Source organism: Bradyrhizobium sp. 482_C4_N1_8, from assembly GCF_052075965.1.
In the GTDB taxonomy this organism is placed as follows: domain Bacteria; phylum Pseudomonadota; class Alphaproteobacteria; order Rhizobiales; family Xanthobacteraceae; genus Bradyrhizobium; species Bradyrhizobium barranii.
Window position 1 is genome coordinate 1,304,738 of record NZ_CP197231.1, and the last position, 21,064, is coordinate 1,325,801.

General features: G+C 65.1%; 18 protein-coding genes and 1 pseudogene. 11 read left to right on the forward strand and 8 right to left on the reverse strand.

Translation table 11 applies throughout. The annotated features are described in order from the left end of the window. Positions 1–195 precede the first annotated feature (195 nt). Positions 196–1,263, reverse strand: coding sequence for a CobW family GTP-binding protein (locus tag AB7Z56_RS06090; RefSeq protein WP_354233512.1), 1,068 nt, complete (start codon positions 1,261–1,263; stop codon positions 196–198). Positions 1,264–1,383: 120 nt separating this feature from the next. Here AB7Z56_RS06090 and AB7Z56_RS06095 point away from each other — a divergent pair, with 120 nt between their 5' ends. Continuing rightward, a complete protein-coding gene (locus AB7Z56_RS06095; protein ID WP_063981030.1) occupies positions 1,384–2,481 on the forward strand; it encodes a cyclase family protein in 1,098 nt (365 codons plus the stop codon). A gap of 270 nt (positions 2,482–2,751) precedes the next feature. Here the strand turns inward: AB7Z56_RS06095 and AB7Z56_RS06100 are convergent, their stop codons facing one another. The 5 genes from AB7Z56_RS06100 to AB7Z56_RS06120 all read right to left on the reverse strand — a co-directional run bounded on the left by AB7Z56_RS06100 (position 2,752) and on the right by AB7Z56_RS06120 (position 10,748). Then, positions 2,752–4,095, reverse strand: coding sequence for a c-type cytochrome (locus tag AB7Z56_RS06100; protein WP_441256174.1), 1,344 nt, complete (start codon positions 4,093–4,095; stop codon positions 2,752–2,754). After that, positions 4,092–6,260, reverse strand: a complete 2,169-nt coding sequence (locus AB7Z56_RS06105; protein WP_441256175.1) for a molybdopterin cofactor-binding domain-containing protein — start codon at positions 6,258–6,260, stop codon at positions 4,092–4,094. Before AB7Z56_RS06105 ends, AB7Z56_RS06100 begins: the two co-directional genes overlap by 4 nt. Positions 6,261–6,268: 8 nt before the next feature. Continuing rightward, positions 6,269–6,733 carry a (2Fe-2S)-binding protein gene (locus tag AB7Z56_RS06110; protein ID WP_187387920.1) on the reverse strand — a complete coding sequence of 155 codons (465 nt, stop codon included), beginning with the start codon at positions 6,731–6,733 and terminating at the stop codon, positions 6,269–6,271. A 733-nt stretch (positions 6,734–7,466) separates the two neighbouring features. After that, positions 7,467–8,891 (reverse strand): methyl-accepting chemotaxis protein, encoded by a 1,425-nt coding sequence (locus AB7Z56_RS06115; RefSeq protein ID WP_063981033.1) that lies wholly within the window; start codon positions 8,889–8,891, stop codon positions 7,467–7,469. A 108-nt stretch (positions 8,892–8,999) separates the two neighbouring features. Further along, positions 9,000–10,748 carry a methyl-accepting chemotaxis protein gene (locus AB7Z56_RS06120; RefSeq protein ID WP_283018003.1) on the reverse strand — a complete coding sequence of 583 codons (1,749 nt, stop codon included), beginning with the start codon at positions 10,746–10,748 and terminating at the stop codon, positions 9,000–9,002. A gap of 203 nt (positions 10,749–10,951) precedes the next feature. Here AB7Z56_RS06120 and AB7Z56_RS06125 point away from each other — a divergent pair, with 203 nt between their 5' ends. The 9 genes and pseudogenes from AB7Z56_RS06125 to AB7Z56_RS06165 all read left to right on the forward strand — a co-directional run bounded on the left by AB7Z56_RS06125 (position 10,952) and on the right by AB7Z56_RS06165 (position 18,008). Beyond that, positions 10,952–11,698 carry a YebC/PmpR family DNA-binding transcriptional regulator gene (locus AB7Z56_RS06125; protein ID WP_063981035.1) on the forward strand — a complete coding sequence of 249 codons (747 nt, stop codon included), beginning with the start codon at positions 10,952–10,954 and terminating at the stop codon, positions 11,696–11,698. Positions 11,699–11,934: 236 nt separating this feature from the next. Further along, the gene (gene ruvC, locus AB7Z56_RS06130; protein WP_028157463.1) at positions 11,935–12,462 is read left to right on the forward strand and encodes a crossover junction endodeoxyribonuclease RuvC; all 528 of its coding nucleotides are present in this window, start codon (positions 11,935–11,937) and stop codon (positions 12,460–12,462) included. A gap of 142 nt (positions 12,463–12,604) precedes the next feature. Then, a complete protein-coding gene (gene ruvA, locus AB7Z56_RS06135; protein WP_063981036.1) occupies positions 12,605–13,222 on the forward strand; it encodes a Holliday junction branch migration protein RuvA in 618 nt (205 codons plus the stop codon). Continuing rightward, complete coding sequence (locus AB7Z56_RS06140) at positions 13,219–13,749, forward strand: hypothetical protein (protein ID WP_063981037.1); 531 nt, start codon at positions 13,219–13,221, stop codon at positions 13,747–13,749. Before ruvA ends, AB7Z56_RS06140 begins: the two co-directional genes overlap by 4 nt. Then, complete coding sequence (gene ruvB / locus AB7Z56_RS06145; RefSeq protein ID WP_063981038.1) at positions 13,746–14,798, forward strand: Holliday junction branch migration DNA helicase RuvB; 1,053 nt, start codon at positions 13,746–13,748, stop codon at positions 14,796–14,798. The genes AB7Z56_RS06140 and ruvB overlap by 4 nt, the downstream gene beginning before the upstream one ends. Positions 14,799–14,948: 150 nt before the next feature. Continuing rightward, on the forward strand, positions 14,949–15,863 hold the full coding sequence (locus AB7Z56_RS06150; RefSeq protein WP_283018005.1) for a metallophosphoesterase: 915 nt from the start codon (positions 14,949–14,951) through the stop codon (positions 15,861–15,863). A gap of 69 nt (positions 15,864–15,932) precedes the next feature. Continuing rightward, entirely contained in the window at positions 15,933–16,382 is a 450-nt protein-coding gene (gene ybgC / locus AB7Z56_RS06155) for a tol-pal system-associated acyl-CoA thioesterase (protein ID WP_084794960.1), read from the forward strand. A gap of 93 nt (positions 16,383–16,475) precedes the next feature. Next, entirely contained in the window at positions 16,476–16,943 is a 468-nt protein-coding gene (locus AB7Z56_RS06160) for a nuclear transport factor 2 family protein (protein WP_063981040.1), read from the forward strand. A gap of 106 nt (positions 16,944–17,049) precedes the next feature. After that, a pseudogene (locus AB7Z56_RS06165) lies at positions 17,050–18,008 on the forward strand (IS5 family transposase). Between the two features lie 274 nt (positions 18,009–18,282). On the opposite strand, the gene AB7Z56_RS06170 reads toward AB7Z56_RS06165, so the two are convergent. After that, positions 18,283–18,996 (reverse strand): type 1 glutamine amidotransferase, encoded by a 714-nt coding sequence (locus AB7Z56_RS06170; RefSeq protein ID WP_063981042.1) that lies wholly within the window; start codon positions 18,994–18,996, stop codon positions 18,283–18,285. Positions 18,997–19,025: 29 nt separating this feature from the next. Continuing rightward, a complete protein-coding gene (locus AB7Z56_RS06175) occupies positions 19,026–19,952 on the reverse strand; it encodes a LysR family transcriptional regulator (protein WP_063981043.1) in 927 nt (308 codons plus the stop codon). A 148-nt stretch (positions 19,953–20,100) separates the two neighbouring features. On the opposite strand from AB7Z56_RS06175, the gene AB7Z56_RS06180 reads away from it, so the two are divergent. Next, on the forward strand, positions 20,101–21,057 hold the full coding sequence (locus tag AB7Z56_RS06180) for an N-carbamoyl-D-amino-acid hydrolase (protein ID WP_084795331.1): 957 nt from the start codon (positions 20,101–20,103) through the stop codon (positions 21,055–21,057). Positions 21,058–21,064 lie beyond the last annotated feature (7 nt).

Genomic DNA, 21,064 nt, shown 5'->3' on the forward strand with positions numbered 1-21,064 from the left:
ATTGGCCACCCTCCCCTGGAGGGGGAGGGTCGCTACGCATGAAGCGAAGCGGAATGCGTAGCGGGGTGGGGTGACGGTCCTTCCGCGACGAACAGTGCCCGCGTGGAGAGATCACCCCACCCCGCTCGCGCTTCGCGCGATCGACCCTCCCCCTCCAGGGGAGGGTAAGAGCAGCGTCGCTCATTTCGACGCGCCTCACGCTGCGGCGCGAACCGCCTGCCAGAGCTCAAGCACGTCCGCCCGCAAGATCCCGCGCGTGATGAAGACGATGCGCGAGCGGCGATCGCTGTCGGGCCAGCCGCTGAGCGCGACCGGCGGATGGAAGACGTGATGCACGCCATGGATCACGATCGGCGTCGGTTCGTCACGGAGATTGAGGATCCCCTTCACCCGCAGCAGATCCTGGCCGCGCGCGTTGCGTAAATGCGCAAGCCAGTGCGTCACGGCCATCCAGTCGAGCGGCTCGTCGAACGCCAGCATGAAGCTCGCGATCGACGCATCGTGATCATGATGGTCATGATCATGGTGCGCGTGATGATCGTGATGCGCATGGCCGGCGTGCGCATCTGGTTCCGCGAAGGCCCGCTTGTTGAGCCAGCGCTCAACGTCTATCCTTTTCAGCTCGGGATCGATCAGGCCGGCGCCGAATAGCTGCGCGGGATCGATCTCGCCGTGACTGACGTTTTCGATTCTGGCGCCGGGATTGAGCCGCCGCAGGCGCAGCTCAAGCGCGGCGATGTCCTCGACCAGGTCGCTCTTGGTGATCAACAGCCGGTCGGCCAACGCCACCTGTTTCACCGCCTCATACTGCCGGTCGAGCTGATGCGGCGCGTTGACCGCATCGACCGTGGTCACGACCGTGTCGAGCCGCAGGAAGTGCGAGACGAGCGGATTGTTGAGCAGAAGCTGCACGATCGGCGCGGGGTCGGCGAGCCCGGTGGTCTCGACCAGGATACGGCGGAACGGCGGAATCTCGCCGCGGTCCCGCTTCACCAGAAGGTCTCGCAGCGTCTGCTCCAGGTCGCTGCGGATGGTGCAGCAGATGCATCCGCTCGCAAGCACGGCGACTTCGCCGTCGACGCGTTCGACCAGGAGATGGTCGAGGCTGACTTCGCCGTACTCGTTGATGATGACGGCGCTGTCTTTCATGCCGTCGTGGCGCAGCAAGCGATTGAGCAGCGTGGTCTTGCCGCTGCCGAGAAAGCCGGTGATCAGCGAGACCGGAAGTCGCTGCGCGGATTTATCGCTTTCGAACAGGCCCATGGGAAGCTCTCGCGTCGGCCGTCTTATTTTTGTCGCTGGACAACAGCGTAGCGGAGGAGGAGGCTAGCGGAAACAATTTTAGAGTCAGACATTGTTCTGACCACAACCTGGGAGGGTGGAATGTCTAACGAGATCAATAACGTAGATCAAGACGGCGGCGGCTCCACGACGGATCGCCGGACCCTGCTCCGCACCGCGGGCATCGCCGGCGTTGCTGGAGCCGCGCTCGCCGGCTCGATGCACGGCAAGTTCGCGCTTGCACCGATCAGTGAGGCCCAGGCGCAGACTGCAACCTCCATGCCCAAGGGCACCGACAAGCCCTGGTGGCCATCGAAATGGGGTAAGGATGACGAGTCCGGCGCATCCAACCACATCACCCCGGCGAAGGTCCTCGACGCGGCGAAATGGATCAAGGACGGCAAGATCTACAAGATCGGCCGCGTCTACGAAGCCGCCATGCCGCTGTTTGGTGCGCGTATATTCGCACTGCGCATTCCCGGCAGCCCGACCGGCGGCCCGTTCGGTGACAATAAGATGGTCTATCACGACGAATTCCTGGCCACCGAGATCGGCCAGACCGGTACGCAGTTCGACGGCCTCGGCCATATTGGAGTCCAGCTCGGCAAGGACGGCGACAAGAGCGAGATGCGATTCTACAATGGCTTCACAGCTGCAGAAATTAGCGACGCATACGGGCTCAAGAAGCTTGGCATCGAGAAGCTTAAGCCGATCTTCACCCGCGCGCATCTGCTCGACATGGTCGCGCTCAAGGGCGGCATGATGGATGCGGGGCAGGAGATCACCTCGGCTGACATCAAGGCGGCGCTGGCGAAGCAGAACATCCCCGAGAGCGACATCAAGCCTGGCGACGCGATCATGTTCCACACCGGCTGGGGCTCGCTGTGGATGAAGAACAATGATCGCTTCAACAGTGGCGAGCCGGGCATCGGCCTCGATGCTGCGAAGTGGGTGGTCGAAAAGGATCTTGCGCTGACCGGCGCCGACACCTGGGCGGTCGAGGTGGTGCCCAATCCCGACAAGTCGCTCGCTTTCGTGGTCCACGCCGAGCTGCAGACCAAGCACGGCATCCACAACCACGAGAACCTGATCTTCGACGATCTGATCGCCGAGAAGAAGTATCAGTTCGTCTATTCGTTCACCCCGGCGCCCATCAAGGGCGCGACGGGAAGCAACGGATGTCCGATTGCGATTACGTGACGATACGCATCGGCGCGGGCGGGTGACGCGTCCGCGCCGATGTTATGGTTGAGCTGAAAGCGGCGCCACATCCTCGGTGTCGTCCCCGCCTAGTGCGCAATTGCGCACGGGGGCGGGGATCCATAACCCCAGGGAGTAGTGCGGGGCACAGCTCCCACACCGAATCTTCGCCAAACCCCGCCCTGTGGGTATGGGTCCCGGATCTGCGCTTCGCTTGTCCGGGACGACGGCGGAGATTGGCGCGCGATCACGCGTCAATCTCGTCGTACACTACTCCGCCGTCTGCTCCCGCAGCTCCGCGACATCCTTCGCCGTCAGCTTCGAGCCCTTGGTGCCGAACCGTGCCGTGACGTAGTTCGCCACCGCCGCGATCTCGTCGTCGCTATACGCATCGCCGAACGCCGGCATCGAGAGCGCGCCGTCGGGCGTATGCCGCTTGGTGCCCGACAGCACGATCTGCGCGACGTTGGTGGCGGCGGGGTCGTTGACGGCCCAGGTGCCGGTCAGCGTCGCCATCGGCGAGACCGGGCTCTCGCCGCTCCAGCCGTGGCAGCTGGCGCAGGCGCTGGCGAACACCATCTTGCCGCGTGCGTCGGCCGTGACGCCGTCCTTGTGCGAGGCGGGCGCGGCCGGTGCCGTGGTGGCAGGCAGGTCGGGCGAGGCCACCCGCGGCACGCTGCGCAGATAGGCGACGACCGCGCGGATGTCTTCGGGAGCGAACTGGCTGAAGCTGTGATCGACCGCTTCGCCCATCGGACCCGAGGCCGAGCCGTGGCCCGGCGCGTGGCCGAGCGAGAGATACGAGATCAGATCCTCGTCGCGCCAATTGCCGAGGCCGGTGGCCTTGTCGGAGGAGATGTTGAAAGCGCGCCAGCCGGCCGTGATCGCGCCGCCGAACTTCTTGCGGTTGTCGAGCGCAAAGCCGAGATTGCGCGGCGTGTGGCACTCGCCGCAATGCGCCAGCGCTTCGGCGAGATACGCACCTCTGTTCCACTCCGGGCTCTTCGAGGTATCCGGCGTAAAGCGCGTGTCCGGATTGAACACGGCCGACCAGAAGATCATCGCCCAGCGCTGGTTGAACGGGAACGACAGCGTGTTGTCGGGCGCTTTCGCGCGCACTGCCGGCAGGCTGAACAGATACGCCTTCACCGCCAGCACGTCCTCGTCCGTCATGTAGGTGTAGGACGTGTAGGGCATGGCCGGATAGAGCCGCGCGCCGTCATGACGCGTGCCGCGCTGGACCGCGTTGAGGAAATCCTGGTCGCTGTAATTGCCGATGCCGGTGTCCTTGTCCGGCGTGATGTTGGTCGAATAGGGCGTGCCGAACGGCAGCTTGAAGCCGAGCCCGCCGGAATATTCCTTCTCGCCGGGCTTGGTGTGGCAGACCATGCAGTCGGCCGCCTTCGCGAGATACTCGCCGCGCTCGACCACACTCGCTTTCTCCAGCTTGGCCGGCACGCCGGTCGGCTTGCCGGCGCGATAATCCGCCAGCGCCACTTTGGTGCCGCCGGCGAAGTCGAGCGGACCGGGCCCACGGATGATCCAGACGCCGAGCGCCGCCACGACGATGGCGATCACGACCAGGCTTGTGAGGATACGCATCTTGCCGCTCATGCCTTCTTCCCCGCAGCCAGAAGTTTCCGGTCGATCGGCAGGCGCCGCAGCGCCACGCCGGTTGCGGCGTAAATCGCGTTGCGCAGGGCCGGTGGTCCGGCATTGACGCCGGCTTCGCCGATGCCGCCGGGCGCTTCGCCGCTCTTGACGACGATGACCTCGATCTTCGGCGTCTCGTTGATGCGCATCATGCGGTAGTCGTGGAAGTTCGACTGCTGCACGCGGCCCTTGTCGATGGTGATCTCGCCATAGAGCGCGGCGGTGAGGCCGAAGATCAGCCCGCCCTCGATCTGCGCCTTGATCGTATCGGGGTTGACCGCAATGCCGGTGTCCACCACCGAGGTGATGCGGCGCAGGGTGATCTCGCCGATGTCGTCGATCTCGGCTTCCACCACAGTTGCGAGGAAGCTCGCAAACGATGGCTGCAGGCAGACGCCACGGCCAACGCGGGCCGGCAGCCGTTGGCCCCAGCCGGATTTCTCCGCGGCAAGGTTGAGCACCGCGAGCGCACGCGGAGTCTTGGTCAGCATCGACCTTCGGAATTCGACCGGATCCTTGCCGGCCTTGCGCGCAAGTTCGTCCAGCGCGCATTCGAACGCGAACACATTGTTGTTCGGGCCGACACCGCGCCAGAAGCCGGTCGGCACAACCGGTGGCTCGGCACGGACATATTCGACGTGGAAGTTGGGAAAGTCGTAGGGCGTCTCCACGGCGGCGTCGACCGCGTCGATATCGACGCCCTTCTGGAACGCTGGCGGCAGCCAGCGGGCAATCACCGCAGAACCTGCGATCTTGTACTTCCAGGCCGCCACCTTGCCATCGACCAGGGTCGCATTGACCTGGTCGCGATAGACCGGGCGGTAGACGTCGTGCTGGATGTCCTCCTCGCGGGTCCATATCACCTTGACGGGATAGTCGACCTGCTTGGCGATCTTGACCGCCGCAACCACCATATCGGGTTCGAGCTTGCGGCCGAAACCGCCGCCGAGCAGGTGCTGGTTGACGATCACCTTCTCGACGGGAAGGCCGGCGGCCTTCGCCGCCTCCGACTGCACGCGCGTCATGATTTGTGTGCCGGTCCAGATCTCGCAGGCATCCGGCCTGACGTGAACGGTGGCGTTGATCGGCTCCATCGAGGCATGCGCGAGGAACGGCAGTTCGAAGCTCGCCTCGAACTTGTCTCCGCTGGCAAGCCCCTTGGCGATGTCGCCGACGGATTTCGCGATCGCGCCATCCTTCTCGCTGGCCTTGCGTAAATCGTCCCAGATGTCCTTGGTGGAGATCTTGGCGTTCGGTCCTTCGTTCCACTCGATCTTGAGCGCTTCGAGACCTTTCTTGGCCGCCCACATGTGATCGCCGATCACGGCGACGGCGTCGTCGAGCACGACGACCTTGCGCACGCCGGCGACTTTCATCGCTGCGCTGTCATCGACCTTGCCGACCTTGCCGCCGAACACCGGGCAATTGGCGATCGCGGCAATCTTCATGTTGGGCAGGATCGCGTCGATGCCGTAGACGACTTTGCCGTTGACCTTGTCCGGTGTATCCAGCCGCTTCAGCGGTTGGCCTATGAGGACGAAGTCCTTGGGGTCCTTGACCGGGACATCCTTCGGCGGTGTCTGGCTCTGTGCCGCCAGCGCGAGCTCACCATAGCCGAGCTTGCGGCCGCTTGCCGCATGGATGACTTCGCCCTTGGACGTCGTGCAACTCGCGGGCTCGACCTGCCATTGCGCGGCGGCGGCCTGCACCAGCATCGCGCGCGCGCTGGCACCCGCTTCGCGTAGCGGCTTCCACCAGGCGCGGATCGACGTCGAACCACCCGTCGCCTGCAGTCCGAAGGCGGGATTGGCGTAGAACTTGTCGTTTGGCGGCGCGTGCAACGCCCCGACCTTTGCCCAATCGGCGTCGAGCTCTTCGGCCAGAACCATCGAGATCGAGGTGTAGATGCCCTGACCCATCTCCACCTGCGGCATGATCAGCGTGGTCTGGCCGGTCTCGTCGATACGGATGAAGGCGTTGGGCGCGAACTTGCCGTCGGTCGTATCCTTCGGCTGCTCCGGCTCGTTGACGGCGGCCCGTAGGGGCAGGTGAAAGGCGAGCAGGAAACCGGTCGCAAGACCGCTGGTCAGAAGCGTGCGGCGGGAGAGGCTGTTGTGTGCATTCATGGCGGACCTCACGACTGACGGCCGTTGGCGGCCTGCTTGATGGCCTCGCGGATGCGGACATAGGTGCCGCAGCGGCAGATGTTGCCAGCCATCGCGGCGTCGATGTCGGAATCATCCGGATGAGAGGTGGTTGCCAGTAGAGCGGCGGCCGCCATGATCTGGCCGGATTGGCAATACCCGCACTGGACCACCTCGAGATCGAGCCAGGCTTTCTGCACCTTCGCGCCTGCGAGCGTATTGCCGACATGTTCGATGGTGGTGATGGCGCGGTTCGCAACCGCGCTGACCGGCAGGACACAGGAGCGCACGGCCTTGCCGTCGACATGCACCGTGCAGGCACCGCATTGCGCGATGCCGCAGCCGAATTTCGTGCCCGTCATTCCGAGGATGTCGCGCAGCACCCACAGCAGCGGCATTTCCGGCGGCGCGTCGAACGATTTCGTTTCGCCGTTGATGGTGAGAGTTGTTGCCATATGCATCCCCTTGCTCGCTTGATCGCTTGCGGCGATCTCGTCGGCGAATTCGTGCGCGACAATAATCATACTGATGCGAAACGATGAAGCGCCAGAATATCCGGCGATGCATATTTGCGTTGCCGACGCGTCAGGCCATGACGTTCACGAATTTGTGCGGCGATCGCTGCAGCGGAATTGGGCCAATTGATATGATAATCGTCATGTTGTGACGCATTTTCGTCGCATGCATCGTTGATCGCCGCAGATGATCGTGCGAATGCGGAAATTCATGCGATGACGAAATTCGTGCGATTGGGAAAGTCGGGCCGTGGCACGTCCTTGCTCGCGGCCATCCTTCGAGACGCCCGCCTGCGGCGGGCCCTCAGGATGAGGACTGAGTGTGCGGCCGTCGTTTTGACGAGCACCGATGCCGCTTAGCCTCATCCTGAGGAGACCGCGAAGCGGTCGTCTCGAAGGACGAGGCGCGCGCTCAGGTCGTGCAAAATGCCATACGCGATAGCTCCACTTTGCGGGAGTGGGCTGCTGCGCTGGCAGATGCAGACTGACCCGGGTGAGGGGTTTGTCTGCACGTATGGGTGATTTCGGAATAGTAGTATTATGCGCCTGTTTTGCCCGACGCGTCAAACTGCGTCCTGGCCTGCCGGCGTAAGTCCTTGATTCCCCTGGCCCCCGCTACTGTGCATGGGGTTGTTTTTCAGGTTTTTGATTCAGGGGGCCGCCGGAGCGACCCTCAGCTCTGCCGAAAACCCATCCGGAAGGCGCCCCAGTGCTTGCCGCGGATCACGATCGGCGAGGACAGGTCCTTCATCAGCACGAACTGTCCGCCGCCCATGTCGCGGCGATAGGTCTGGAGCAGGAACGGTTTTGTGTTGGCCGCGACCTTCTTCACCGCGCGATCGCTGAACAGGCGGCGGTTGCGGCAATTGGCGTTGTTCCAGACGGGGTCCTTGCCCTGCGGCAGGCGGTAGTTCGGGTTGTGGGTCGGCAGATAGCCGCCCTTGGCCCAGGCGACGCAGAACACGATGCGGGAATCGGACTTCTGGATTGGGTCCTGGATGGCGGGCAGCACGCGGTCGGTGAAGTCGACGTAGTTGGTCTTGTATTGCTTGGGATCGGTGCCGGGGGTTTCCCGGTAGTTCTCGTCCATGAGCTGGTCGAGCGTGATCTCGCCGCGGTCGATTGCGGCCTCGAACTCGTCCGAGATCCGCTTTGCGGTCTCGACGACGACGCGGATCAGCGGCGCATCCGATGTCTCCACGCCGCTGTCGGCGATCATTGCGATCAGCGCTTCGGAGGTGTCGAGCAGTTTTGTCACGCGCTGATCGGCGTTCTTGAGATCGCGCGAGGACAGGTCGACGCCCTTGGCGAGCTCGTTGAGCTCGCTGATGACCGTGTCGCAATGGCCGAGATTGGAGGTCGCGGCGCGCGTGACGCTGTCAATCTCCGCTTCCACCGAGGCAAAACCCTGCTGGACCCGCGAGATGATGCCGGAGATCTGCTGGGCGCCTTCGCCGGCAGTCTTAGCGCGTTGCGAAGCGTCGCTGCTCTCGCCGATCAGGCCTTCGATCTGGCCGTCGAGATCGCGCACGGTGTCGGAGATCTGATGCGTGGCCGCACGGGTAGCCTCCGCGAGATTCTTGACCTCGCTTGCGACCACCGCAAAACCACGGCCGGCATTGCCGGCGCGGGCCGCCTCGATGGTGGCGTTGAGCGCGAGCAAATTGGTCTGCTTCGCGATCGCCTCGATCGAGCCGGACACTTTTGCCACCTGCGCCAGCGCCGAGCCGACCGCGCTCAGGCGCGCCTCGATCCGCTCCACGGCTGCGACGAGCTCGGAGATGTGGCTGACCGCGGTGTCGACCGCGCCGCGCGACTGCGCGATCTCGCCGACCGCCGCCGATGCGGTCGATTGCACCGCCTGCGATGCGTTGGCGATATCGTGATTGGCCGAGACCATGGTCTCGGCCGTCTCCTGGAGGTGATGGAACCGTTCGGACTGGTTCGCGACGCGGTTTGCGACCTCCTGGACGTTGCCGGCGATGTCGGCGAGCTCGACGCCGAGGCCGCCGATGCGGTCGGCGAGCTGGTCGATCAGACGTTCGGCAAGTGTCCGGTTGGAGCCGGTGTCCAGGACTGCAAATTGTGCGACGGACATGTTTTGAGAGTCCTCCAGTCAGAGCCGTTCGCCGGCTCTCCGCGGCATTCCCATTCCAATTCCAGCCTTAAAGGATGATTCGCGGCCGGCGTCTTGCCTGAGCGTGCACTACAGCTTGTAAGCCGTGCGGAATCCGCCCCAGTGCCGGCCCTGGACGCGGATCGGGACGTCGATCTCGCGCATCATCACGGTGTTGCCGTTGCCCATGTCGCGGGCATAGCTCTGGACCAGGTACGAGCGCAGGTTGCGCGCGGCGGCGAGCCCTGCCGGATCGTTGAAGATCCGCCGGTTGCGGCTGTTGGCAGTGTTCCAGGCGGTGTCGCCCGGCCGCTGCGGATGCGAATAGATCTTGTTGTGCACCGGCAGGAAGCCGTTGCGGTCGACCATGGCGCAGAATGCCATGCGCGGTTCCTTGGCGAGAAAGGCTTCCTGGAACGGCGGCAGCGTGCGGTCGGCCCAGTCCAGATATTTCGTGCGGTATTGCTGCGGATTGGTGCCGGCGATTTCCGCATAATCGGTGTCGAAGAGGTCGTCGATCTTGACCTCGCCGCGTGCAACCGCCTGCTCGAAAATCCGGGTCACCGCCGTGCCGGCTTCCATGGCGCGGGTGACGAACTCGGTGTTCTCCTCGTGGATCGACCAGAGCCTGTCTTCGATCTTCTCGCTGAGATCGGCGTTGGGGCTGACGAACTGCGCGCGGGCGCCGGTCTTGGACTGCTCGATCACGCGCAGGCGGCAGGCGCCGACGCCTTCGAGGGTGCCGTCGACGACGGCCTGCGTGGCAAGCTTCGCCGCCTCCGCGCCGCCGATCAGCACGCCGTCCATCGCGATCTCGTAGACCTGCAACACGCCGCGCGCGGCTTCGAACTTGAGATGGCAGGGCAGCCGCTCGGTCTTGCGGCGGTCGTCGTGCTCGCTCTGGCGCAGCAGCACGGCACAGCGCGATTTCAGCTTGCGCGCGAAGGTGGTGACGGCCTTGCCGGCGCTGGCGACGTTCTCGCCGTGGGTCTCGGCCGCCTTGGTCGCGGCATCGATCTCGGCCGCGCTCTCGCCGACCGAGATGACGAACTGCGACGCGCTGGCCGCGTTGCCGGAGACCTCGCTGGTGGTGGCATTCTGCTCGGCCACCGCGCCGTTGACGGTATCGAACACCGGGCGGATCGCCTCGATCGCCTGCGCGATGCGATGCACGGCGTCGGCCGAGCCGGCGGCGTCGCGCTGAAGCGCGTCGATCTTCCTGGTGATCTCCTCCGTCGCGCCCTGGGTCTGCACCGCGAGCGCCTTCACTTCGGTGGCGACGACCGCAAAGCCCTTGCCGGCCGCACCCGCACGCGCGGCCTCGATGGTCGAGTTGAGCGCGAGCAGCGTCGTCTGCCGCGCGATCTGCGCGATCAGATTGACGACATTGCCGATGGCGGCGGAGGATTCGCGCAGGCGGTCGACATTGGCGCGGGCTTCCTGCGCCGCGGCGCTGGCTTCGTCGGCGAGCTTGCCGGCCTCGCGCACCTGCGCGCCGATGCCTTGCGCGGACTGGGTGAACTTGTCGGCGGCATGGGCGAAGGTCGAGGCGTTCGACTGCGCGGCATTGGTCCGACCGGTGAGGGCGTCGGTGCGCTCGCGAATGTCCGCGAGCGTTGCCGCGGTCGCCTCCGCGCCGCCGGCCACCGAATTGGCGGCGCGCTCGAGCTGGCGGATCATGGCGCCGAGCTCGAGTTCCAGCAGTTCCAGGATTTCCCTGGCGGAATCGCCCTCGGCCGACAGGGCGGGCGCGGGATCGGCCGGCGACGGCGCGGCCTGTGGGGGTGCCACGGGCGTGGACAAGTCGGGCAGACGCTTCCGAAACAATGCGAACGCCATCAGGTCACTCTTGTCGGGGAACGGGCGGTTGCTATTTTCGCAAGCCGGAATGAAATCAGGGTTAACGGTGCCTGACTCCTAGGCACGGGACACTACGGTATTACCTTAAAGTCGTAGAGCCTCTTTCATTCCGGTGGGTTGGCGGCCTATAAGGCCGCGCTTCCCACGCTCACCTTTGGCGCACGATTCCTTACGAGACACGCATGGCCGGACATTCCCAATTCAAGAACATCATGCACCGCAAGGGGCGGCAGGATGCCCAGAAGTCGAAGCTGTTCGGCAAGCTGGCGCGGGAAATCACCGTCGCGGCCAAGCTGGGCACCCCCGACCCCAACATGAACCCGCGCCTGCGTGCCGCCATCATCGCGGCGCGCCAGGAGAACATGCCGAAGGACAATATCGAGCGCGCCGTCAAGAAGGCGCTCGGCAATGAGGGCGAGAACTATGACGAGATCCGCTACGAGGGTTACGGCCCCGGCGGCGTCGCCGTCATCGTCGAGGCGCTGACCGACAACCGCAACCGCGCCGCCTCCGACATCCGCTCCTTCTTCACCAAGTCGGGCGGCAATCTCGGCGAAACCGGCTCGGTCTCCTTCATGTTCGACCGCACCGGCATCATCGAATACGACCGCAGCGTCGCCTCCGACGACGCGGTGCTGGATGCCGCGATCGAGGCCGGCGCCGACGACGTGGTATCGGGCGAAGGTGGACACGAGATCTACGCCTCGACCGAAGGCTATCGCGACGTCGCCAAGGCGCTGGAAGCCAAGTTCGGCGAGCCGCGCAAGGCCGCTCTGATCTGGAAGCCGCAGAATACGGTCGCGGTCGACGACGAGACCGGCGAGAAGCTTTTGAAGCTGATGGACCTGCTCAACGAGCACGACGACGTCCAGCACGTCTACGCCAATTTCGAGGTGTCGGACGCGCTGATGGCGAAGATTGGCGGCTGAGGTCGCCACCAGCCCCGGATTCCGCTGTCGTCGCCCGGCTTGACCGGGCGACCCAGTATTCCAGAGACGTCTGAGGGAAACGGAGAAGCCGCGGCGTACTGGATACCCCGCTTTCGCGGGGTATGACGTCGGAGGGTGCTGCGGGCAGCGCGGCGATCTCCGACGAGCCCCACTTCCCCTGTTACTTCCGTTCTGTTTCTGTTTCCCCCACCGCAGCCAGCCGCTATCACTGGCCCATGACTGCGCTCCCGATTCGTGGCCCCGTTCGCATCATCGGCATCGACCCCGGCCTGCGCCGCACCGGCTGGGGCGTGATCGAGGCCGAGGGCAATCGTTTGATCTACGTCGCCTGCGGCTCGGTGGAACCACCGGACGATCTGCCGCTGGCGAGCCGGCTGCTCGCGATCCATGAGGGGCTTGCCGCCGTCCTGTCCGGTCACAAGCCGATGGAAGCCGCGGTCGAGCAGACCTTTGTGAACAAGGACGGCGTCGCGACGCTGAAGCTCGGCCAGGCCCGCGGCGTCGCCATGCTGGCGCCCGCGATGTTCGGCATTACCGTCGCCGAATACGCGCCGAACCAGGTCAAGAAGACGGTGGTCGGCGCCGGCCACGCCGACAAGCACCAGATCGCGATGATGCTGAAGATCTTGCTGCCGAAAGCCGAGCCGCCGTCAGCGGACGCCGCCGACGCGCTCGCCATCGCGATCACCCACGCCCATCACCGCCAGAGCACGGCGCTCAGGCTGAAGGTGGTGGGGATATGATCAATCGTCATGCATCGCCGGCGTCATGCCCGGGCTTGTCCCGGGCATCCACGTTCTTTCTCGTCGATGTCAAAGGCGTGGATGGCCGGGTCAAGCCCGGCCATGACGAGAGAGAAGTGCCTGCCGTAGCTGAGGTCCCGAGATGATCGGCAAGCTCAAGGGCCTGATCGATTCCTACGGCGAGGATTATGTGCTCCTCGACGTCGGCGGGGTCGGCTATCAGGTGCATTGCTCGGCCCGCACGCTGCAGCATCTGCCCTCGCCCGGCGAGGCCGCGGTGCTGTCGATCGAGACTTATGTCCGCGAGGACCAGATAAAGCTGTTCGGTTTCCGCACCGATCAGGAGCGCGAATGGTTTCGCCTGCTCCAGACCGTGCAGGGCGTCGGCGCCAAGGTCGCGCTCGCCGTGCTCGGCACGCTGGCGCCTTCCGATCTCGCCAACGCGATCGCGCTGCGCGACAAGGCCGCGGTGGCACGCACGCCGGGCGTCGGCCCCAAGGTTGCCGAGCGCATCGTTACCGAGCTGAAGGACAAGGCGCCAGCCTTCGCCAATGTCGATCCCGCCGTCGTCCATCTCGCCGGCGCCGTCGACGACCAGCGCGCGCCGCGCCCGGTGGCGGACGCGATCTCTGCGCTGGTCAATCTCGGCTACGGCCAGCCGCAGGCGGCTGCGGCCATCGCATCGGCATCGCGCAGCGCGGGCGAGAGCGCCGAGACCGCGCAACTCATCCGGCTAGGCCTGAAGGAGCTGTCGAAGTGAGCGCGGCCCACGCCAATCCCGTCGCCGCCCTGCTTCGTCGCCTTTCGCGCGTGGCCGGTATCGTCGTGATTTTCTCCATTGTCGGGCCGCTGACGACCGCCGCGTTGGTTGCTGTGACGGTAACGGCGCTCGGCGCCGCGGTGCTGCAGATGTTTCTCGTGTTCCTCGAACTGGAAGCACTGCGTGCTCTGGTTTCGATCGCGGTCGTGCTGTTGGCCATCGTCACGATTCTCGCCTCGTTCCTTCCTGCAGTCGTCGCCGGCCTGATATTTGCGTTGGCGGCGGTCTACGCCGATCTCAACATGATCTGGATGGCGTGGCTCGCCGCGGCCGTGGGCGCGGCCGGCTTCGTCATGGTTGGCATGTTCGTCGTGCCCTCCGAAACCTCGGCGGTGATCGTGCCGAGTGTCCGTTCCGCGCCCGAGGCGCTGAAGCTTTCGGCGATGCTCGCCGTCGTCGCCGTCATTCCGGCCAGCCTGTGCTGGTGGCTCGCGAAACCGCTGCATCGTGTTATCCTGCCCGCATGACCACTCCCCCACGCATCGTCACGCCCGAGCGCCGCTCCGATGACGTCGGCGACACCGCGCTACGCCCGCAGTCGCTGTCCGATTTCGTCGGCCAGCAGCAGGCGCGCAAGAACCTCTCGATCTTCATCGAGGCGGCACGCAAGCGCGGCGAGGCGCTCGATCACGTGCTGTTCGTAGGCCCGCCCGGCCTCGGCAAGACCACGCTGGCGCAGATCGTCGCCAAGGAGCTCGGCGTCGGCTTTCGCGCGACCTCGGGTCCGGTGATCGCCAAGGCCGGCGATCTCGCCGCGCTCCTCACCAACCTCGAAGAGCGCGACGTGCTCTTCATCGACGAGATCCATCGGCTCAGCCCGGCGGTGGAAGAGGTGCTCTATCCCGCGATGGAGGACTTTCAGCTCGACCTGATCATCGGCGAGGGCCCGGCGGCACGCTCGGTGAAGATCGAGCTGTCGAAATTCACGCTCGTCGGCGCCACCACGCGCGCCGGCCTCCTCACCAATCCCTTGCGCGATCGCTTCGGCATCCCGGTCCGCCTCAACTTCTATACGATCGAAGAGCTGGAAAGCATCGTCACCCGCGGCGCGCGCGTGCTCAATGTCGGCATGAGCGCCGACGGTGCCAACGAGATCGCGCGCCGCGCCCGCGGCACGCCGCGCATCGCCGGCCGCCTGCTGCGGCGCGTGCGCGATTTCGCCTCCGCCGCCGATGCCGCCTCGATCGACCGCAAGATCGCCGATCATGCGCTGAGCGCGCTCGAGGTCGACGCCGCGGGCCTCGACGCCATGGACCGCCGCTACCTCACGACCATCGCGCAGAACTATGGTGGCGGCCCGGTTGGCGTCGAGACGATGGCCGCCGCCTTGTCCGAGCCGCGCGATGCGATCGAGGACATCATCGAGCCTTATCTCATTCAGTGCGGCTATCTCCAGCGCACTCCGCGCGGCCGTCTGCTCACCTCGCACGCCTTCCGCCATCTCGGCATCGCCGAGCCCTCGCGCGATGCCGCGGCACAGTTCGGCCTGTTCGGCTCGGACGAGAGCGACGACTAATTGCGGTGATGTAAGGTGCGTCGGTTGTCATGAACTTCCGGTAACCTTTGTGCAAACGGTCTGCACGCAAATGCAGGCCGTCTGCACGAGCGGACCCCAATTCCGCTCCAATCGGACCGCATCACAAAGCTGCATCACCATCGGGCTTCCATGATCACGCGTCGTCATCTCATTCGATCCATCGGCGGCCTGTCCGCGCTAAGCGTCTCGACCGCGGCCTATGGCGTCGGCATTGAGCCGCTGCGGCTCCGCGTCACCCGTTATCACCCGACCCCGCGGCAATGGCCGGCGGATTTTCCGCTCAAGATCGCCATCGTCAACGACATTCATGCCTGCGATCCCTGGATGTCGCTGGAGCGGATCGAGGGCATCGTCGATCGCACCAATGCGCTCAACGCCGATGTCATCGTGTTGCTCGGCGACTATGTTGCGGGTGTTCACCAGGTCACGCGCATCATTCCGTCGAGCGAATGGGCCAAGGTGCTCGCGGGCCTCAAGGCACCGCTCGGCGTCCATGCCGTCATGGGCAATCACGACTATTGGGTGGACAGGGCCGTGCAGCAGGCCGGGCACGGGCCGACAGCCGCCCATCGCGCGCTGGAGGCGGCCGGCATTCCCGTCTACGAGAACGACGTCGTGCGTCTCACCAAGGACGGACGCTCCTTCTGGCTCGCGGGCCTCGGCGACCAGCTCGCCTACTATCCCGCGAAGCGCTATGGCCGCGTGCATCGGCTTGGCGCCGACGATCTCGCGGGCACGCTGGCGAAGGTCACCGACGATGCGCCGGTTATCCTGCTCGCGCATGAGCCAAATATCGCGCCGCTCGTACCCGCGCGCGTCGCGCTGCAACTGTCCGGCCATACCCATGGCGGCCAGGTCCGCCTGTTCGGCTGGTCGCCGGCTGTTTCGCCTCAGCACGGCGTGCAGCTCGCCTATGGTCACTTCCGGCTGAAATGCGACGTCATCGTCTCCGGCGGCCTCGGCTGCAGCATCATGCCGGTCCGCGTCGGCGTGCCGCCTGAAATCGTCGAAGTGACGCTGGGAAGGACGCCGGCCGTGGCATAACCTGCGCTTGCGCGGCCGGCTGTTTTTGCGCAAAACGGGTCGGTTGCAAAAAGCGAAGAGGCTCGCGACGTGACAGCCCATCTCGACGGCGAGATCCGCGACGGCCGCCATCACATGCAGGTCCGCGTCTACTACGAGGACACGGATTTTTCCGGCATCGTCTATCACGCCAATTATCTCCGCTACATGGAGCGCGGGCGCACCAATCATCTGCGGCTGATGGGCGCCGAGCAGCAGGCGCTGTTCGACCAGGTCGAAACGGAGGGCGCGGGCTTTGCCTTCGTGGTGCGCTCGATGCATCTGGACTTTCTGAAGCCCGCGCGGATGGACGACGTGCTCGACGTCGTGACGTGGCCGGTTGCGGTGAAGGGCGCCTCCATCATGCTGGCGCAGGAGGTGCGGCGGGCTGAGGACGTGCTGGTGAAAGCCGAGGTGCGCGTCGCCTTCATCAGCGGCGGCCGCGCTCAGCCGATCCCGAAATCGATCCGCGCCCTGATGAAGGCCGATCTGATTTCCTGATCGCCCGATAAGTGATCGGCCGATAGGTGATGGCCTATCGACTCCGCCAATTGCGGCGATAAATTGCGGCCCGGACCAACCGATGAGGCCACCATGTCGCGCCCGCCGCTTCCACCCTTCACCCGTGAGACCGCCGCGCAAAAGGCGCGCATGGCCGAGGACGCGTGGAATTCGCGCGATCCGGTGAAAGTCTCGCTCGCCTATACCGAGGACAGCCGCTGGCGCAATCGCTCGGAGGTGTTCCAGGGCCGGGAGGCCATCGTCGCGTTCCTCACCCGCAAATGGGAGAAGGAGCGGGAGTATCGCCTGATCAAGGACCTATGGGCCTTCGACGGCAATCACATCGCGGTGCGCTTCCAGTACGAATGGCATGACGCCAGCGGCCAGTGGTATCGCTCCTACGGCAACGAGCAGTGGGAGTTCGACGAGCACGGGCTGATGCGGCGCCGCGAGGCGTCGATCAACGATATCGCGATTGCCGAGAAGGACCGCCGGTTTCACTGGCCGGCGCCGGGACCGCGGCCGGCGGATGTGCCGGGGCTGGGGACGGATCCGTTCTGAGGTTTGCGGAGATAGTGCAGCGAGCTCGCTGCACCCTCTCCCCTTGTGGGCCTGTTGCGTAATTCGTCAATTGTGATTCCCTAGGGCAAAGCCTTGGAGGGTAGCGATGGCGGTCAAGCGGACGGGACAGCCGAGCTTTGTGGAAGCACTGATGCCGAAGGGAGCCGGCGCCAATGCGGCGCTGGATCGGCTGGCCGGCCTGGTCAAGTGGTACCGGTTCGAGAAGCTGATCGGCCATTTGCGGGATGAAGGGAGCCCCGGTCGTCCAGGCTATCCGGTGCTGGTGCTGTTTCGTGCTGTGCTGTTGCAGTCGCTGTATGGTCTTCGGAGCGCGAACTCGAGGAAGCGCTGGGCGACCGGTTGTCGTTCAAGCGCTTCGTCGGTTTGAGCCTTGAGGATGCGACGCCCGACCATACGGTCCTGAACCGCTTCCGGAACCAGCTCGTTGAACAAGGCCTGCTGGAGAAGCTGTTTGGCGAATTGGATCGTCAGCTTGAGAATGCTGGCGTGATCCTCAAGCGCGGCACGATGCTGGATGCGACCTTGATCCAGGCAGTCTCGGCTCCGCCCAAGGCGGATCGCCCCTCAAACGACCCTGATGCCCGGTTTGCCAAACGGCAGGGCAAAAGCGGCTCGACCTTCGGTTACAAGGCTCATGTGGGTGTGGACGAAGGATCCGGCTTGATCCGCGCGGTACTGACCACACCGGCCAACATCAACGACACGACACCGGCGGACGCTTTGATTCGCGGCGATGAAGCCGTGGTCTGGGCCGATGCGGCTTACGACACCCATGCCCGACGGGCCCGGCTGAAGGCGGAAGGCAAGAAGCCCCGCATCGCTCGTCGGCCCAACAGACATCACCCGGAACTGCCGCCCAGGCTCAAACGCTACAACCTCCTCATCGCGCGCCGACGAGCCCAGGTCGAAACCACCTTCGCTACTCTCAAACGCCGCATGCGGCTGACCTGCATCCGCTACGTCGGTCTGATCAAGGCGACCGGGCAAGTCCTGCTCGCCTCGATCGCCTTCAACATGAGGCGGTGGGCCACGATCGCCGCGTGAGCTGCCCGCTCAGGGCGACAACTACAGATCTTGGCAGGCAATTGCCGGGACCAGGGCACTCGCTCCTGACGTCTTCAGCCTCAAGAGCCGATAACGCAACAGGCCCCTTGTGGGAGAGGGTGGCTCGCCGCGCAGCGGCGAGACGGGTGAGGGGGTCTCCCTCCGCGAGTCCGACTCTTATTGAGTGCGCTGAGGCAACCCCTCATCCGGCGCTTCGCGCCACCTTCTCCCGCAAGGGGAGAAGGGAAGAGGTGCGCGTGGCGAGGACCTTGAATTAAGGCGCCGCGCGCCTCGCCAAAAACCGCGTGATTGCCCCACCCAGCTTCGCGTTGTCCATCGGCTCCGCCAGCGACTCCCTCGCGGTCGCAACGACATCCTCCGGCGCCTTGCCGTCGCGGAGCTCGCAGCACACTTGCGCAAACTCCACGTCGAATTCCGGATGCGGCTGCACGGTCAGCGTGGTGCCGTTGGCGTAGAGCAGGCCCGCATGCGGGGTGAATTCGGACGAGAGGATCGTCAGCGCATCGCTGGGCGGCTCGACCACCTGGTCCTGATGCGAGGCGGCGATCGCAACGGCTTTGCCGTCGACGACGCCGTTCTCCGGCAGCACCTGATAGACGTGGCGGCCGATGCCCCAGCCCTTCTCCGACTTCTGCACGGTGCCGCCGAGCGCCTGCGCGATCAGCTGATGGCCGAAGCAGACACCGACCATCGGCGTCTTGTTGGCGTAAGCCGTGCGCACGAAATCTTCCAGCGGCGCGATCCAGTCGAGCCCGTCATAGACACCGGCGGCAGCACCGGTGATCAGCACGGCCTCGAGCTTGCTCGGGTCGGGGAGTGCGTCGCCATTGGGGATGCTGACGACGTCCACCGTGGCGGTCGGATCCTCGGCGCGGACCATGCGCTCGAACATGTCGGGAAACGAGCCGTGCTGCTCGCGGTACTTCTGCGGGACCTGTCCGGTCTCGATGATGGTGATGCGTGCCATGTGCCCCCCGGGTGAAAAGGTTGCGAAGCTCAGTCGCTTTCTGCCCCATGTTGCTGGTGTGGCGCTGTGCGTGCCAGCTGTGCGCTCTCTTTCCGGACCTCGTTGAGAAACGCCTTGGCCAGGCGCGACAGCGGCTCGGATTCTGACCATAGCATATAGGCAACCGCGTGCGTCGTGGGCGTGAACGGCCGCACCACGAGGCCGCTGCCGCCGTTCTGCCGCGGCGAGAACGGATCGACCACGGCGGCGCCGACGCCGGCCGCGGCGAGCACGCAAGCCGTGTTGCAGTAGCGCACCTCGACGGTCGGCTGGAACGGCGCGCCGGCGCGGGCAAAGCTGTCGCGCACGGCCTCACCGAGCCGCGTGCCGCGCTCGAGCCCGATGAAGGGCATGCCGGAGAGATCTGCGGCCGAGATCACGGGCTTGTCGGCAAGCGGATGCCGCGGCGGCAGCACGCACACCATCTCGCCGGTGTGCACCACCTCATGCGCGATGCCGGGATGATGCGTCAGCCCGAGCGCGAAGCCGAGCTCGGCAACGCGGCTGAGCACCCCCTCGATGATGCCCTCATAGCGCCGCACGTCGAAGAACACCCGCGTCTCCGGGCGGCGGCGAAGGAAGCTTGAGAGCGCCGACGGGATGATGCTGTAGGCCAGCGGCGGCGTCGCGACGAGCGCCAGATGGCCGGAGCGGTTCTCGCGCAGATCGCGGACGCGGTTCTCGAGCTTGGCGTGCAGCGCGAAGATGGCTTCGCTCTCCTTGTAGAGCGCCATCGCCTCCGCGGTCGGAAACAGCCGGTTGTTGACGCGCTCGAACAGCGCAAAGCCCGCCTGCGCCTCCATCGTCTTCAGCGCGTTGCTGACCGCGGGCTGTGACAGCGCCAGTTCGTCCGCCGCCGCCACCGTGGTGCGATGGCGGATGACGGCACGCAGGATCTCGAGCTGACGCAGGTTCATATCACTGCCAATTATACTCTGGGCCAAAACATCATAGCAGAACGAATTGATTTTGCAGCCCCGCTTCCGCGTAATGGTCGCGGATTTGCACGTCGCATCAAGTTCATTCGCCCATTGAGGCAGCACTGCGCACATATTGGAGGCAATCTTGGTTCGTGTCCTTCGCGCCGCCGCCGCACAGATGGGGCCGACGCAAAAAGCCGATACGCGCGAGCATACGCTGGCGCGAATGCTCGACATGCTGGAGGAGGCCGCCGGCCACGGCGCCAGCCTCGTGGTGTTTCCCGAGCTTGCCTTCACCACCTTCTTCCCGCGCTGGCTGCTCGAAGGCGACGCGCTCGACCACTATTTCGAGCGCGGCATGCCGAACCCGGCCGTGGCAAAACTGTTCGACCGTGCGCGCGCGCTGCGCGTCGGCTTCTATGTCGGCTATGCGGAGCTGACGCCGGACGGTCGACGTTATAATTGCGCCATCCTGGTCGATCGCGACGGCGAGATCCTCGGCCGCTATCGCAAGGTGCATCTGCCGGGTTCGGTCGAGCCGCGCGAAGGCGCGCGCTACCAGCAACTCGAGAAGCGCTATTTCGAATATGGCGACCTCGGCTTTCCCGCTTTCCGCGCCGGATCGGCCTGGGCCCACGCCATCATGGGCATGATGATCTGCAACGACCGCCGCTGGCCGGAATCCTGGCGCGTGCTCGGCCTGCAAGGCGTTGAACTCGTCTGCATCGGCTACAATTCGGCCGCCTATGATCCCAATGGCGGCGTCACTGAAGACGCGTCCTTGCGCACCTTCCACTCGACGCTGGTGACGCAGGCCAACGCCTACATGAACGCGACCTGGGCGATCTCGGTGGCGAAGGCGGGCGAGGAGGACGGCTCCGGGTTGATCGGCGGCTCCTGCATCGTCGATCCCAATGGCCGCATCGTTGCGCAAGCCCAGACTTTGGCCGACGAGGTGATCATCGCCGACATCGATCTCGATCTCTGCCGCCAGGGCAAGGACAAGATGTTCAACTTCGCCGCCCACCGGCGGCCGGAGCAATACAGGGTGATCACCGAACGCGCTGGCGTCATCGAGCCGGCCGTTCTCGACGCGGACTGACTGGCAC